The sequence below is a fragment of the Streptomyces sp. NPDC103540 genome, assembly GCF_055584445.1.
Window position 1 is genome coordinate 173202 of record NZ_JBVJMA010000001.1, and the last position, 15286, is coordinate 188487.

The 15286-nt window shown below is 74.0% G+C and carries 10 protein-coding genes; 7 read left to right on the forward strand and 3 right to left on the reverse strand.

Annotated features, from left to right (window positions below):
* Positions 1-32: 32 nt before the first annotated feature.
* The 3 genes from ACZ6ZI_RS00785 to ACZ6ZI_RS00795 form a co-directional block, all read right to left on the reverse strand.
* Positions 33-1493 carry a glutamate synthase subunit beta gene (locus tag ACZ6ZI_RS00785; RefSeq protein ID WP_469514056.1) on the reverse strand — a complete coding sequence of 487 codons (1461 nt, stop codon included), beginning with the start codon at positions 1491-1493 and terminating at the stop codon, positions 33-35.
* Positions 1486-6027 carry a glutamate synthase large subunit gene (gene gltB / locus ACZ6ZI_RS00790; protein ID WP_469515749.1) on the reverse strand — a complete coding sequence of 1514 codons (4542 nt, stop codon included), beginning with the start codon at positions 6025-6027 and terminating at the stop codon, positions 1486-1488. Before gltB ends, ACZ6ZI_RS00785 begins: the two co-directional genes overlap by 8 nt.
* A 393-nt stretch (positions 6028-6420) precedes the next feature.
* Positions 6421-7152 (reverse strand): VIT1/CCC1 transporter family protein, encoded by a 732-nt coding sequence (locus tag ACZ6ZI_RS00795; RefSeq protein WP_363062038.1) that lies wholly within the window; start codon positions 7150-7152, stop codon positions 6421-6423.
* Between the two features lie 271 nt (positions 7153-7423).
* Here ACZ6ZI_RS00795 and ACZ6ZI_RS00800 point away from each other — a divergent pair, with 271 nt between their 5' ends.
* Genes ACZ6ZI_RS00800 through ACZ6ZI_RS00830 form a run of 7 tightly spaced genes read left to right on the forward strand, consistent with a single transcriptional unit; the run spans position 7424 to position 15252 of the window.
* Complete coding sequence (locus ACZ6ZI_RS00800) at positions 7424-8410, forward strand: ADP-ribosylglycohydrolase family protein (RefSeq protein ID WP_363062040.1); 987 nt, start codon at positions 7424-7426, stop codon at positions 8408-8410.
* Entirely contained in the window at positions 8407-9729 is a 1323-nt protein-coding gene (locus ACZ6ZI_RS00805) for an ADP-ribosylglycohydrolase family protein (RefSeq protein ID WP_469514059.1), read from the forward strand. The genes ACZ6ZI_RS00800 and ACZ6ZI_RS00805 overlap by 4 nt, the downstream gene beginning before the upstream one ends.
* A gap of 7 nt (positions 9730-9736) precedes the next feature.
* On the forward strand, positions 9737-10906 hold the full coding sequence (locus tag ACZ6ZI_RS00810) for an ADP-ribosylglycohydrolase family protein (RefSeq protein WP_469514062.1): 1170 nt from the start codon (positions 9737-9739) through the stop codon (positions 10904-10906).
* Positions 10903-12288 (forward strand): ADP-ribosylglycohydrolase family protein, encoded by a 1386-nt coding sequence (locus tag ACZ6ZI_RS00815; protein ID WP_469514065.1) that lies wholly within the window; start codon positions 10903-10905, stop codon positions 12286-12288. The genes ACZ6ZI_RS00810 and ACZ6ZI_RS00815 overlap by 4 nt, the downstream gene beginning before the upstream one ends.
* On the forward strand, positions 12285-13211 hold the full coding sequence (gene rbsK / locus ACZ6ZI_RS00820; RefSeq protein WP_469514067.1) for a ribokinase: 927 nt from the start codon (positions 12285-12287) through the stop codon (positions 13209-13211). Before ACZ6ZI_RS00815 ends, rbsK begins: the two co-directional genes overlap by 4 nt.
* Positions 13208-14440, forward strand: coding sequence for a CaiB/BaiF CoA transferase family protein (locus tag ACZ6ZI_RS00825; protein ID WP_469514070.1), 1233 nt, complete (start codon positions 13208-13210; stop codon positions 14438-14440). The genes rbsK and ACZ6ZI_RS00825 overlap by 4 nt, the downstream gene beginning before the upstream one ends.
* Positions 14437-15252, forward strand: coding sequence for an HpcH/HpaI aldolase/citrate lyase family protein (locus ACZ6ZI_RS00830; protein ID WP_469514073.1), 816 nt, complete (start codon positions 14437-14439; stop codon positions 15250-15252). Before ACZ6ZI_RS00825 ends, ACZ6ZI_RS00830 begins: the two co-directional genes overlap by 4 nt.
* Positions 15253-15286 lie beyond the last annotated feature (34 nt).

The window sequence follows — 15286 nt, forward strand, 5'->3', positions numbered from 1 at the left end:
CCGGGTGGGCGGGGGCCGCGAGCCGGTGGTGGTTACACCATCAGGGAGCGGTCCGTCGGCTTGACGGGGTACGGCAGGGCGCTGGTGCCGGTCAGGTAGCGGTCCACGCCGCGGGCGGCCGAGCGGCCCTCCGCGATGGCCCACACGATGAGCGACTGGCCGCGACCCGCGTCGCCGGCGACGAAGACCCCGTCGACATCGGTGGCGTACGAGGCGTCGCGGGCGATGTTGCCCCGCTCGTCCAGGCCGACGCCGAACTGCTCGACGAGGCCGTTGGCCTGGTCGGTGCCGGTGAAGCCCATGGCCAGGGTGACCAGCTGCGCGGGGAGGACGCGCTCGGTGCCGGGCTTCTGGGTGAGCTTGCCGTCGACGAACTCGACCTCGATCAGGTGCAGGGCCTGGACGTTGCCGTCCTCGTCGCCCTCGAAGTGGGTGGTGGAGACGGAGTAGATCCGCTCGCCGCCCTCCTCGTGGGCCGAGGTGACCTTGTACAGCATGGGGAACGTCGGCCACGGCTGGCCGGCGGGCCGGTCCTCCGAGGGCTTCGGCATGATCTCCAGCTGGGTGACGGAGAGGGCGCCCTGGCGGTGGGCGGTGCCCACGCAGTCCGCGCCGGTGTCGCCGCCGCCGATGACGACGACGTGCTTGCCCTCGGCGGTGATGGGGGGAGCGACGAAGTCGCCCTCCTGCACCTTGTTGGCGAGCGGCAGGTACTCCATCGCGAAGTGGATGCCGTTCAGGTCGCGGCCCGGGACGGGCAGGTCGCGGGAGACGGTGGCGCCCGCCGCGACGACGACCGCGTCGAACCGCTTGCGCAGGTCGCCGGCGGTGATGTCGCGGCCGACCTCGATGCCCGTGCGGAACTTGGTGCCCTCCGCACGCATCTGCTCGATGCGGCGGTTGATGTGCACCTTCTCCATCTTGAACTCGGGGATGCCGTAGCGCAGGAGCCCGCCGATGCGGTCGGCGCGCTCGTAGACGACCACGGTGTGGCCGGCCCGGGTCAGCTGCTGGGCGGCGGCGAGGCCGGCGGGGCCGGAGCCGATGACGGCCACGGTCTTGCCGGACAGCCGGTCGGGGGCCTGCGGGGTGACGTCGCCGTTGTCCCAGGCCTTGTCGATGATCGAGACTTCGACGTTCTTGATGGTGACGGCCGGCTGGTTGATGCCGAGGACGCACGCCGACTCGCACGGAGCGGGGCACAGGCGGCCCGTGAACTCCGGGAAGTTGTTGGTGGCGTGCAGGCGCTCGCTGGCCGCCGTCCAGTCCTCGCGGTACGCGAAGTCGTTCCACTCGGGGATCAGGTTCCCGAGCGGGCAGCCGTTGTGGCAGAACGGGATGCCGCAGTCCATGCAGCGACCGGCCTGCTTGCTGATGATCGGGAGCAGGGAGCCCGGAACGTAGACCTCGTTCCAGTCCTTGAGGCGGTCGGCCACCGGACGGGAGCAGGCGGTCTCGCGGGGGGTGGTGAGGAAGCCCTTCGGGTCAGCCATGGGTCGCCGCCTCCATCATCTTCTCCGTGGTCTCGGATTCCGAGAGTCCGGCCAGCTCAGCGGCGTCCTTGGCGGCGAGCACTGCCTTGTACGTGGTCGGGATGATCTTGCTGAAGCGGGCCGCCGCGGCGTCCCAGTCAGCCAGGAGCTTCGCGGCCACGGTCGAGCCGGTCTTTTCCTCGTGGCGGCGCACCACATCGTGCAGCCACTGCTTGTCGGCGTCGGAGAGGGCGGTCTCGACCGCCTCGGCGTTGCCGGTGTTGACGTTGCGCGGGTCGAGGTCGATGACGTACGCGACGCCGCCCGACATGCCGGCCGCGAAGTTGCGGCCCGTCTCGCCGAGGACGACGGCCGTGCCGCCGGTCATGTACTCGCAGCCGTGGTCGCCCACGCCCTCCGAGACGACCAGGGCGCCGGAGTTGCGGACGCAGAAGCGTTCGCCGGTGCGGCCGCGCAGGAACATCTCGCCGCCGGTGGCTCCGTAGCCGATGGTGTTGCCGGCGATGGTGGAGTACTCGGCGAGGTGGTCGGCGGCGCGGTCCGGGCGGACCACGACGCGACCGCCGGACAGGCCCTTGCCGACGTAGTCGTTGGCGTCGCCCTCCAGGCGCAGGGTGATGCCCTTGGGGAGGAAGGCGCCGAAGGACTGGCCCGCGCTGCCGTTGAAGGTCAGGTCGATGGTGTCGTCGGGCAGGCCCGCGCCGCCGAACCTCTTCGTGACCTCGTGGCCGAGCATGGTGCCGACGGTGCGGTTGATGTTGCGGATCGCGACGCTCGCGCGGACCGGCAGGGCGGTCTCGGCGGAGTCGGCCTTCAGGGCCTCGGAGGCGAGCTCGATCAGCTCGTTGTCGAGGGCCTTCTCCAGGCCGTGGTCCTGGGCGACGAGGGCGTGGCGGACCGCGCCCTCGGGCAGGTCCGGCACGTGGAAGAGGGGCTCCAGGTCGAGGCCCTGCGCCTTCCAGTGCGTGACGGCCTTGCTGGTGTCGAGGAGTTCGGCGTGACCGACGGCCTCCTCGATGGTGCGGAAGCCCAGCTCGGCGAGGATCTCGCGCACCTCCTCCGCGATGAACTCGAAGAAGTTGACGACGAACTCGGGCTTGCCGGAGAAGCGGTCGCGCAGGACCGGGTTCTGGGTGGCGATGCCGACCGGGCAGGTGTCCAGGTGGCAGACGCGCATCATGACGCAGCCGGAGACGACGAGCGGCGCGGTCGCGAAACCGAACTCCTCGGCGCCGAGCAGCGCGGCGATGACGACGTCGCGGCCGGTCTTGAGCTGGCCGTCGGTCTGGACGACGATGCGGTCGCGCAGCCCGTTGAGCAGCAGGGTCTGCTGGGTCTCGGCGAGGCCGAGTTCCCAGGGGCCGCCCGCGTGCTTGAGCGAGGTGAGCGGGGAGGCGCCCGTTCCGCCGTCGTGGCCGGAGATGAGGACGACGTCCGCGTGGGCCTTGGAGACACCGGCGGCGACCGTGCCCACGCCGACCTCGGAGACCAGCTTCACGTGGATGCGGGCGACCGGGTTGGCGTTCTTGAGGTCGTGGATCAGCTGGGCGAGGTCTTCGATGGAGTAGATGTCGTGGTGCGGCGGCGGGGAGATCAGGCCGACGCCGGGCGTCGAGTGACGCGTCTTGGCGACCCACGGGTAGACCTTGTGGCCGGGCAGCTGGCCGCCCTCGCCGGGCTTGGCGCCCTGCGCCATCTTGATCTGGATGTCGTCGGCGTTGACCAGGTACTCGGAGGTGACGCCGAAGCGGCCGGAGGCGACCTGCTTGATCGACGAACGCCGCGCCGGGTCGTAGAGGCGCTCCGGGTCCTCGCCGCCCTCACCGGTGTTGGACTTGGCGCCCAACTGGTTCATGGCGATGGCGAGGGTCTCGTGCGCCTCCTTGGAGATGGAGCCGTACGACATGGCGCCGGTGGAGAAGCGCTTGACGATCTCGGAGATCGGCTCGACCTCGTCGACGGGGATCGACGGGCGGTCGCTGTTGAAGCCGAACAGGCCGCGGAGCGTCATGAGGCGCTCGGACTGCTCGTTGACCCGGTCCGTGTACTTCTTGAAGATGTCGTACCGGCGGTTGCGGGTGGCGTGCTGGAGGCGGAAGACCGTCTCGGGGTCGAACAGGTGCGGTTCGCCCTCGCGGCGCCACTGGTACTCGCCGCCGATCTCCAGCGCGCGGTGCGTGGCCGCGATGCCGGAGACGGGGTACGCCTTGGCGTGGCGGGCGGCCACCTCCTTGGCGATGACGTCGAGGCCGGCACCGCCGATCTTGGTGGCGGTGCCGCTGAAGTAGGTGCCGACGAACTCCTCGTTCAGGCCGACGGCTTCGAAGACCTGGGCGCCGCGGTAGGAGGCGACGGTGGAGATGCCCATCTTCGACATGACCTTCAGGACGCCCTTGCCGAGCGCGTAGATCAGGTTCTTGATGGCCTGCTCCGGCTCCAGGCCGGACAGGAAGGTGCCGGCACGCAGCAGGTCCTCGACGGACTCCATGGCCAGGTACGGGTTGACGGCGGCCGCGCCGTAGCCGATGAGCAGGGCGACGTGGTGGACCTCGCGGACGTCACCGGCCTCGACGAGCAGGCCCACCTGGGTGCGCTGCTTGGTGGCGATGAGGTGGTGGTGGACGGCGGAGGTGAGCAGCAGCGAGGGGATCGGCGCGTGCTCGGCGTCCGAGTGGCGGTCCGACAGGACGATCAGGCGGGCGCCGGCCTCGATGGCCGCGTCGGCCTCGGCGCGGATCTCCTCGATGCGGGCGGCGAGGGCGTCGCCGCCGCCGGAGACCCGGTACAGGCCCGAGAGGGTGGCGGCCTTCATGCCGGCCATGTCGCCGTCGGCGTTGATGTGGATGAGCTTGGCGAGCTCGTCGTTGTCGATCACCGGGAAGGGCAGGGTGACGCTGCGACAGGACGCGGCGGTCGGCTCCAGCAGGTTGGACTGGGGGCCGATCGAGGACAGCAGCGAGGTGACGAGCTCCTCGCGGATGGCGTCCAGCGGCGGGTTGGTGACCTGCGCGAAGAGCTGCGTGAAGTAGTCGAAGAGCAGCCGGGGGCGCTCGGAGAGGGCCGCGATCGGGGAGTCGGTGCCCATGGAGCCGAGGGGCTCGCCGGCCGTGCGGGCCATGGGCGCGAGGATGACGCGCAGCTCTTCCTCGGTGTAGCCGAAGGTCTGCTGGCGGCGGGTGACCGAGGCGTGGGTGTGCACGATGTGCTCGCGCTCGGGCAGGTCCGTCAGCTCGATCTCGCCGGTCTCCAGCCAGTCCGCGTACGGGGCGGCGGCGGCCAGCTCGTTCTTGATCTCGTCGTCCTCGATGATCCGCTTCTGGGCGGTGTCGACGAGGAACATGCGGCCCGGCTGGAGGCGGCCCTTGCGGACGACCTTGGCGGGGTCGATGTCGAGGACGCCGACCTCGGAGCCGAGGACGACGAGGCCGTCGTCGGTGACCCAGTAGCGGCCGGGGCGCAGGCCGTTGCGGTCGAGGACCGCGCCGACCTGGGTGCCGTCGGTGAAGGTGACGCAGGCGGGGCCGTCCCAGGGCTCCATCATCGTGGAGTGGTACTGGTAGAACGCGCGGCGGGCCGGCTCCATCGAGGCGTGGTTCTCCCAGGCCTCGGGGATCATCATCAGCACGCTGTGCGGCAGCGACCGGCCGCCGAGGTGGAGCAGCTCCAGGACCTCGTCGAAGGAGGCCGAGTCGGAGGCGTCCGGGGTGCAGATCGGGAAGATCCGGTCCAGCGCGCCGTCGCCGAAGGCGTCGGAGGCGAGCTGGGACTCACGGGCCTTCATCCAGTTCCGGTTGCCCTTGACCGTGTTGATCTCGCCGTTGTGCGCGACGAAGCGGTACGGGTGGGCGAGCGGCCAGGACGGGAAGGTGTTCGTCGAGAACCGGGAGTGGACCAGGGCGAGCGCCGAGGCGAAGCGGCGGTCGGAGAGGTCGGGGAAGAAGGGCTCCAGCTGGCCGGTGGTCAGCATGCCCTTGTAGACGATGGTGCGGGCGGAGAGCGACGGGAAGTAGACGCCGGCCTCGCGCTCGGCGCGCTTGCGCAGCACGAAGGCCTTGCGGTCCAGCTCGATGCCCGTGCTTCCGTTGGAGACGAACAGCTGCGAGAAGGCGGGCATCGTGGTGCGGGCGCCGTTGCCGAGCAGGTCCGGGGTGACCGGGACCTCGCGCCAGCCGAGGACCGTGAGGTTCTCCTCGGCGGCGATGGCCTCGATGCGCTCCACGGCGACGGCCTGTGCGGTGCCGTCGGCGGGGAGGAAGGCGATGCCGACGGCGTACGCGCCGGCCTCGGGGAGCTCGAATCCCGCGACGTCGCGCAGGAAGGCGTCCGGAACCTGGGACAGGATGCCCGCGCCGTCGCCGGAGTCCGGTTCGGATCCGGTGGCGCCACGGTGCTCGAGGTTCCGCAGTACGGTCAGGGCCTGCTCGACGAGGGTGTGGGTGGCCTCGCCGGTGAGGTTCGCCACGAATCCGACGCCACAGGCGTCCTTCTCGTTGCGCGGGTCGTACATGCCCTGCTGGGCGGGGCGACCGTCCATGGGCGACCAGGCGGTGTTCAGGCCGGTCGCGGAGTGCGTGGATGCGGAACGCATCGGCTCTCCCGTCGTCGTCGTGGCATATGTGCATAGCCGAGGGACGACGTTGGCCCTCTGCGAAATTTCGTGCAGGTTACATGATGACGGCAATCCCGAGAAGCGGATATCGCGTTCCACCATGCGGACACCGCACGAAGCAGAAAGAAAAGGACCTTCAGCGGGCCGCAGGGGGATCCATGAGGTCTTCTGCGGGCACGACGCGGGGCGAAGGTCCCGGCGCGGAGCGGGCATCATTGCCCGGCGCCCTGGTCTGATGCCCCGCGGACACGGAATCGAAACCGCCGGGTAACGGACTACTTATGTTGCGTACTGCATAGTGTCTCACTCCCGCGCCGGTTAGCCTACGGCGCCACCGATCCAGGTTCCCAGGATGTACGTCACACCGGCGGCCGCGCCACCCAGGACGAGCTGGCGCAGCCCGCTGAACCACCACGAGCGCGCCGTGACCCGCGAGACGACCGCGCCGCACGCGAAGAGTCCGACCAGCGCCAGCAGTACCGCCGGCCACAGCGCGGTCGCGCCGAGCAGGTACGGCAGCACCGGCAGCAGGGCGCCCAGCGCGAAGGAGCCGAACGAGGACACGGCCGCGACCAGCGGCGACGGCAGGTCGTCGGGGTCTATGCCCAGCTCCTCGCGGGCGTGGATCTCCAGCGCCCGCTCCGGGTCCCGGGACATCTGCATCGCGACCTCGCGGGCCAGCGCCGGCTCCACCCCGCGCGAGACGTAGAGGGCGGCGAGCTCCTCCATCTCGTCGACGGGGTGTTTGCTCAGCTGCCGGCGCTCCACGTCCAACTCGGCGAGGACCAGCTCGCGCTGGGAGGCGACGGAGGTGTACTCGCCGGCGGCCATCGAGAAGGCGCCGGCGGCCAGACCGGCCAGGCCGGTGATCGCGACGGTCTGCGGGGACACCGCGCCGCCCGCCACACCGGTCATCAGGGCGAGGTTCGAGACGAGGCCGTCCATGGCGCCGAAGACGGCCGGTCGCAGCCATCCGCCGTTGACGTCCCGGTGCGTGTGGTTGTCACGGTGGGCGGTGTGCAGCGGCGCTTCGATGTCGATGATGGACATGCCGTGGAATCTCCCCTTTTGTGCGAGTGGGTACGCGAAGGCGACGCGCAGCCTTGCCCGACGCGAGGCGCTCCCCCTGAACACCTCGAAACTACGCACGATTTCTGCCGCCCGCCAGCAAGGAAGGCCGTACTTACCTGGGCTTTCGTCGCTCGGCGACCGGGTGACGAGCTGCTCCGCGCCGCGTTTCGCAGCGGGCGACAAACCACATGCCGTGGCACAAATCCCCCAAGGGCTCATGATGGGTCCCATTGACGTGGAGAGGCGCCCGATGGAGCTGATTGCATGCGATCCGCAGGTCCTCCTCGAACGGGCCAGGGGCGCGCTTCTCGGCCTCGCGGTGGGTGACGCGCTGGGCGCCCCCGCGGAGAACATGAAGCCCTCGGAGATCCGCGCCAAGTGGGGCCGGATCGAGGGGTTCGTCACCGAGGACCCGGCCGGCACCGACGACACCGAATACGCCATCTTCTCGGGCCTGTTGCTCGCCCGGCACGGCTCGGCGCTCACCGTCGCGCACGTCGAACGGGCCTGGCACCACTGGATCGCCGACCTGGACGAGGGCCCGTTCCGGGGCGCCGGGTTCTCCGAACGCGGCACCCTGGAGAACCTCCGCCGGGGCCTGGCCGCGCCCATCTCCGCGCAGCACCGTCACGCCTGGTCCGACGGCCTGGCCATGCGGGCGGCCCCCTTCGGGGTGTTCGCGGCGGGCCGCCCGGCGGAGGCCGCCCGGCTCGTGGCCATCGACGGCACGGTCAGCCACGACGGGGAGGGCATCTACGGGGGCCAGGCGGTGGCCGCCGGGGTCGCCGCCGCGATGGCCGGGGGCTCCCCCGCCTCCGTGGTCTCGGCCGCCCTGTCCGTCATCCCCTGCGACTCCTGGACGGCGCGCTCGCTGCGGCGCGCGGTGACCGCGGCCCCGCGCGGGGAGCGGGCCGTACGGTCGGCCGTGGTGATCGGCGGCTACCCGTGGACGGACCTGGCGCCGGAGGCCGTGGGCCTGGCGTTCGGGGCGTTCGCGGCCTGCCGGGGGGAGTTCGTCGACTCCGTCCTGACCGCCGTGAACATGGGCCGCGACGCCGACACCACCGCCGCCGTCGCGGGCGCCCTGTCCGGCGCGCTGTCCGGGGTCGACGCGATCCCGCGGCCCTGGGCCGAGGCCGTCGGGCCGGTCCGGGGCAGCTGCCTCCCCTCGATGCGGGGCTACCACGTCCTGGACATCGCGGACCTCCTCACCCCGGAAACCGAGCCCCGCCCATGACCCCGATCCCGTACCGGCCGGAACCCGCGACGCTCACCCTCGGCGCCCCCGCCCCCTCCACCACCGCGCCCACGGCCACCACCGCCGGCCCGGTCGCCCCCGCCCCGGTGCCGGCCGCCCCGCCCGACCGGGAGGCGCGCACGGGCGCCCGTACGCCCGAACCGGAACCCGCACCCGCACCCCCACCCGCGGGACCCCGGCGCATCGAGGGACTGCTGCTCGGGCTCGCCGCGGGCGACGCGGCCGGGTGGCCCGCCGCGCGGCACCGGGCCAGCCGGATGCCCGAATGGACGCGCCGCCTGACGCGCGAGCTCGACACCTTCGCGGAGCAGAACGCCACCACCACCCTGCCGGTGCCCATCGCCCTCAACCAGCCCCCCGAGCCGCTGCGCCTGGGCCCCTCCGACGACGCCGAGTGGGCCGCCTTCGCCGCCGAGTCGGTCCTCACCGCCGCCGGCGTCCTGCTCAGCGACCTCTCCCGGTCCCGCCGCATGCGCGCCGCCATCGACCTCGCCTGGAACGCCCTGGCCAGCGAGGTCGCGGCCGCCGCCGAGCGGGCCCCGGAGGTGGAGTCGGCCGTCCTGCCCCTGCGCGCCCGCATCTCCGTGCGCGCCGGCCTCGGCAACCTCGCCGCCGGTCTGCGCCCGCCCGCCACCGGCCACGACAACCCGCACTACTTCGACGACGCCGCCTGCGTACGCGCCTGCGTCCTGGCCGTCGTCCACCCCGGCGACCCGCACGCGGCGGCCGAACTCGCCGAGTTCGACGCCCGCTACACCCAGGACGGCGACGGGGTCCACGGCGCCCGCGCCATGGCCGCCGCCGTCGCCACCGCCCTCGGCGGCGGCGACACCGACGGCGCCGTCGACGCCGCCCTGGCCCAACTGCCCGCCGGCACCGAGATCGGCCGCAACGCCCGGCACGCCGTCGCCCTGGCCCGATCCGCCGCCGGCACCCCCGACGGCGGCGCCTTCGCCCTCGTCCCGCTCCTGGAACACCAGATCGTGGACCACGTCTACAGCTACGGGATCGCCGCCGCCGAGACCGTCCCCGTCGCCCTCGCCCTCGCCACCGCCGCCCGGGGCGCCGCGGCCGAGGCCGTACCGGCAGCCGCCTGCCTGTCGCGCGTCGCGGACTCCGCCCCCGCCCTCGCCGGCGCCCTGACCGGCGCGCTCGGCGGCGGCGACTGCCTGCCCACCGCCTGGCGGGAGGCCTGCCGCACCCTGTCCGGCTGCGCGCTCCCCCGCCTCGCCGGCACCGACCTCGTCGAACTCGCCGCACTGCTCAGCCGTACGGAACTCACTTCACCCAAGGGATGATTCGGACATGACGACGACGCTCACGCTGGAGGACCGGATCACCGGGTCGCTCGTCGGGGCCGCCGTGGGCGACGCCCTCGGCGGTCCCGTCGAGGGCTGGTCCCCGGACCGGATCGTCGAACGCCACGGCGGCCGGATCCGCGGGGTCGTCGGCCCCTGGTACCCCGACTGGCGCACCGCCCGGCCCATCGCGCCGTACCACAAGGGCGACGGGCACATCACGGACGACACCCTCATGACGCACGCCCTGATCCGCGTGTACGACACCGTGCGCGACCACCTCGACGCCTACGCCGTCGCCGACCACCTCGTACCGGACCTCATGAACACCCCGCGCTGGATCCCCGAGTTGGAGTCCGAGGCGCTGCCCCTCCAGCGGGTGTTCCTCGCCGAGAAGTGGATCGTGACCCGGCTGCACTACGCGCACGTCGACCCCCGTGAGGCGGGCGCCGGCAACATCGTCAACTGCGGTGCCGCGATGTACATGGCGCCGGTCGGGCTGGTCAACGCCGGTCACCCCCGGGCCGCGTACGCCGAGGCGCTGGACGTCACCGGAGCGCACCAGTCCTCGTACGGACGGGAGGCGGCGGGGGTGTTCGCGGCGGCGGTCGCGGCCGCGTGCCTGCCGGGCGCGACGGCCGCCTCGGTCGTGGAGGCCGCCCTCGACCTGGCCAAGGACGGCACCCGCGCGGCCATCGCCGCCGTCGCCGAAGAGGCCCGCCGCCACCGGGACTTCGAATCGGCGCTGGGCCCGCTGCGCGCGGCGGTCGCCCCGTACGACTCGGTCGGGCCGGACTACCGCGCCCCCTCGCTGGGCGCCCGCAGGCCCTCGCGCCTGCACTCCATCGAGGAACTGCCCGTCGCGCTCGGCATGCTGCTGGTCGCCGACGGGGCCTACGAGCCCGCCGTGCTCGGCTCCGTCAACTACGGCCGCGACTGCGACTCCATCGCGGGCATGGCGGGCGCGCTCGCCGGCGCCCTCGGCGGCGCGGACGTCGTCCCGGACGTCTGGGCGAAGCAGGTCGCCGAGGCCAGCCGGACGGACCTGCACGCCCCGGCCGCGACCCTGGCCGCCGTGGCCCGGGAGGTCTTCGCCCTCGACGCGCAACGCCGCCGGGCCCACGAGCGGGCCTTCGCCGCCCTCGCCCCCGCCCTCGCCCCGGCCCCCGCCCGGTGAACGTGACCGCCGCCGGGGACCTCGTACGGCTGACCTGGGCCCAGCCGGAGGACCTGATCGGCCACGAGCTGCGTCAGGCGGCGGAGGACGGCCGCGACGCCGGGCCCCTGGCCCGGATCTGGCACGCGGCGGGCGGCCGACCGGCGCCCGAACGGGCCGGCACCTCCCCCGAGCCGGCCCCGCCGGCCCTGCGCGACCTGGCCACCCGGCTGCTCGGCGAGCTCGCCGCCCTGCCGACCCCGACCCGGGCGACGGAACCCGCCGGCTGGCCGGCGATCCGCGCCTGCCTGACCGCCCCGCCGGCGCCGCCCCGGCCCCCCGCGGACGGCCTGCGGGCCCGGCTGGAGGCGGCGTGGCTGGGGCGGGCGGTCGGCTGCGTCCTCGGCAAACCGGTCGAAAAGCTCCCCCTCGACGGCATCCGGGCACTGGCCCGCGCCACCGGCAACTGGCCGCTGGACGACTGGTTCACCGCGCGCGGCGTACCGCCGCGGCTGCTGGCCGCGTACCCGTGGAACCGCCGCTCCGCCCCGACCTGCCTCGCCGAGAACATCGACGGCGCCCCCGAGGACGACGACCTGAACTACCCCCTCCTCGGCCTGCTGCTGCTCCAGCGGCACGGCAAGGGCTTCACCACCGCCGACGTGGCCCGCCTGTGGCTGGACGAACTCCCCGCCGGCCGGACCTTCACCGCCGAACGGATCGCCTACCGCAACCTGCTGCACGGCCTGGAGCCCCCCGACACGGCCACCCACCACAACCCGTTCCGCGAATGGATCGGAGCCCTCATCCGCGCCGACGTGCACGGCTGGACCCACCCCGGCGACCCCGAGGCGGCCGCCGCCCAGGCCCACCGGGACGCCGTCCTCACCCACACCGCCAACGGGGTCTACGCCGCCCTGTTCACCGCCGCCGCCCTCGCCTCGGCCGCCGGCGGCCGGGCCGACGTCCACGAGGCGCTCCGCGCCGGCCTGGCCGTCGTACCGCCCGGCTCCCGCCTCGCGGACGCCGTCCGCTTCGGGATCCGCGGCGCCCGGCAGGAGGCCGACTTCGACCGGGTCGTGGACCGGCTGCACGCCCGCTACGGGCACTACCACTGGGTGCACGCCCTGCCCAACACGGCGCTGATCGCGGCGGCCCTCACCCACGCGGACGGCGACTTCGGCCGCTCCGTGTGCCGTGTGGTCTCCGGCGGCTGGGACACCGATTCCAACGGGGCCACCGTCGGCTCCCTCGCCGGGCTCCTCGCCGGCTCCCCCGACCGGATCCCGCGCCGCTGGAGCGCCCCGCTGCGCAACCGCCTCTCCACCACCGTCGCCGGCTTCGACGGCATCGGCTTCGACACCCTCGCCCACCTCACCGCCCAGGAGGCAGCCCGCTCATGACGGCCATCGCCGTGCTCGGCAGTACCAACATGGACCTCGTCGCCTACGTGCCCAAGGCGCCCCGCCTCGGGGAGACCGTCACCGGACGGGAGTTCCGTACCGTCCCGGGCGGCAAGGGCGCCAACCAGGCCGTGGCCGCCGCCCGGCTCGGCGGGGAGGTGGTGATGATCGGCGCGGTCGGCGCCGACGCCTTCGGGTCCCGGCTGCGCGCGGCGCTCGGCGAGGCCGGGGTCGAGACGGCCGCCCTGCGCACCGTCGAGGGCGCCAGCGGCACCGCCCACATCACCGTCGACGACGAGGGCGCCAACAGCATCGTCGTCATCCCCGGCGCGAACGCCCGCGTCACCGGACTGGAGCCGGGCGACGACTCCCGGATCGGGGCCGCCGACAGCCTCCTCCTCCAGCTCGAACTGCCGCTGGAGGCCGTCATCGCCGGAGCCCGCGCGGCCCGCGCGCACGGGGTCCGTACGATCCTGACCCCCGCCCCCGTCCGGCCGTTGCCCGCCGAACTGCTCGCCCTCGTCGACCTCCTGGTGCCGAACGAGCACGAGGCCGCCGCCCTCACCGGACTCACCGAACCGGACCGGGCCGCCGAGGCGCTGCTGGACCGGGTCCCGGAGGTGGTGGTCACCCTGGGCGCGGCCGGTGTGCTGTACGCCGCCCGGGGCGCGGAGCCCGTCCGCGTGCCGGCGCACCGGGTGCGGGCGGTGGACACCACCGCCGCCGGGGACACCTTCGTCGGGGCGCTCGCGGTGGCGCTCGGCGAGGGCCGGGCGATGGAGGGGGCCCTCGCGTGGGCCTCGCGCGCCGCCGCGCTGTCGGTGCAGCGCCCGGGCGCCCAGGACTCGATGCCGACCCGCGCCGAGGTGGAGCGGGCCCTCGCGGCGGACGTACGGGCCGACGGGCCCGGGGCCGCCTCGTGACGCCGACGGCCGCGCGGTCGGACGCCCCCGCCGCCGGAAGCGCGCCGGGCCCGCTGGCGGGGCTGCGGGTGCTGGACCTGGCCACGCTGTTCGCGGGCCCCCTCGCCGCCACCCTGCTCGGGGACTTCGGCGCCGAGGTGGTCAAGGTCGAGCACCCCGAACGGCCCGACCCCTCGCGCGGTCACGGGCCCGCCAAGGACGGCGTCGGGCTGTGGTGGAAGCTGCTCGGCCGCAACAAGCGGACGATGACCCTCGACCTGTCCACCCCCGGGGGGCGGGAGGTGCTGCTGCGTCTGGCGGCCGGCGCCGACGTGATCGTGGAGAACTTCCGCCCCGGCACCCTGGAGCGGTGGGGGCTGGGCTGGCCCGAGCTGTCCGCCGCCAACCCCCGGCTGGTCCTGGCCCGGGTCACCGCCTTCGGCCAGCACGGCCCGTACGCCCGCCGGCCGGGCTTCGGCACCCTGGCCGAGGCGATGAGCGGCTTCGCCGCGATCACCGGGGAGCCGGACGGACCGCCGACCCTGCCGCCGTTCGGGCTGGCGGACTCGATCGCCGCGCTGACGACCGCGTACGCGGTGATGACGGCGCTCGCCGGCCGGGAGCGGACCGGGCGCGGGCAGGTCGTGGACCTGGCCATCGTCGAGCCGATCCTCACGGTGCTCGGCCCGCACCCCCTCTGGTACGACCAGCTGGGTTACGTACAGCCCCGCACCGGAAACCGCTCCACCAACAACGCGCCCCGCAACACCTACCGCAGCGCGGACGGCCGCTGGCTGGCGGTCTCCGCCTCGGCGCAGTCGGTCGCCGAACGCGTGCTGCGGCTGGTCGGCCGCCCGGAGCTGATCGAGGAGCCGTGGTTCGCGACGGGGGCGGGGCGCGCCGCCCACGCCCCTCTTCTGGACGAGGCGGTCGCCGGCTGGATCGCCCGGCACAAGGCGGAGGAGGTCACGGCCGCCTTCGAGGAGGCCGAGGCGGCCGTCGCCCCCGTCTACGACGTCCGGGACGTGATGGCGGACCCGCAGTTCGCGGCCCTGGACACCGTCACGGAGGTCGAGGACCCGCAGCTGGGCCCGCTGCGGATGCAGAACGTCCTCTTCCGGCTGTCCGAGACCCCCGGCGGGATCCGCTGGGCGGGCCGCCCGCACGGCGCCGACACCGACGCCGTCCTGACCGAACTCGGCATGGGCGGGGCCGAGATCGCCGCGCTCCGCACGGAGGGAGCCCTGTGATCCTGACCTGGCTGTACGCGCCCGGGGACCGCCCGGAGGTGGTGGCGAAGGCCCTGCGACTGGGGGCCGACGCCGTCATCGTCGACCTGGAGGACTCGGTGTCGGCCTCGCGCAAGGAGTACGCCCGCGCGGCCACCGCCGAACTCCTCACCGAACGCCCGCCGGTCCCCGTCCACGTCCGCGTCAACGCCCTCGGCACGCCCTGGGCGGGCGCCGACCTGCGGGCCCTGTCCGGGCTGCACGGGCTCGGCGGGCTGCGGCTGCCCAAGGTGGACGCCCCGGAGCAGATCGCGCGGGTGGCCGACCGCACCGGCGGTGTGGCGCTGTACGCGCTGCTGGAGTCGGCGCTGGGCGTGGAGCGGGCCTTCGACATCGCCCGCGCCCATCCCGCCCTGCGGGGGTTGACCCTCGGGGAGGCCGACCTGCGGGCCGACCTGGGCGTCAGCGCGGAGGCCGGGCTGGACTGGCCGCGCTCGCGGGTGGTGGTGGCCGCGCGGGCCGCCGGTCTGGCGCCCCCGGCGCAGTCGGTGTTCCCGGACATCCGGGACCTGGAGGCGTTGGCGGCCTCCTGTGCCCGAGGGCGGGCGCTGGGCTTCCTGGGCCGGGCCGCGATCCATCCGCGGCAGCTCCCGGTGATCGAGCGCGCCTACCTGCCGGGGCCGCAGGAGGTCACCGCCGCCCAGGAGGTGGTCTCGGCGGCCCGGGCCACCCCGGGGGCACTGGCCCTGCCCGACGGGCGTTTCGTCGACCCGGCCGTGGTGGCGGCGGCCCACCGCACCCTGGCCCTGTCCCGGCGCGGGGTCGCGACCTGACCGGCCGCCGCCCGGACCGGCCGCCGGCGGGCCC

Bases quoted from the DNA above. Each gene is read 5' to 3' on its own strand.
- ACZ6ZI_RS00785 (WP_469514056.1), bottom strand. From the start codon at position 1,493: ATGGCTGACCCGAAGGGCTTCCTCACCACCCCCCGCGAGACCGCCTGC.
- gltB (WP_469515749.1), bottom strand. From the start codon at position 6,027: ATGGACGGTCGCCCCGCCCAGCAGGGCATGTACGACCCGCGCAACGAG.
- ACZ6ZI_RS00795 (WP_363062038.1), bottom strand. From the start codon at position 7,152: ATGTCCATCATCGACATCGAAGCGCCGCTGCACACCGCCCACCGTGAC.
- ACZ6ZI_RS00800 (WP_363062040.1), top strand. From the start codon at position 7,424: ATGGAGCTGATTGCATGCGATCCGCAGGTCCTCCTCGAACGGGCCAGG.
- ACZ6ZI_RS00805 (WP_469514059.1), top strand. From the start codon at position 8,407: ATGACCCCGATCCCGTACCGGCCGGAACCCGCGACGCTCACCCTCGGC.
- ACZ6ZI_RS00810 (WP_469514062.1), top strand. From the start codon at position 9,737: ATGACGACGACGCTCACGCTGGAGGACCGGATCACCGGGTCGCTCGTC.
- rbsK (WP_469514067.1), top strand. From the start codon at position 12,285: ATGACGGCCATCGCCGTGCTCGGCAGTACCAACATGGACCTCGTCGCC.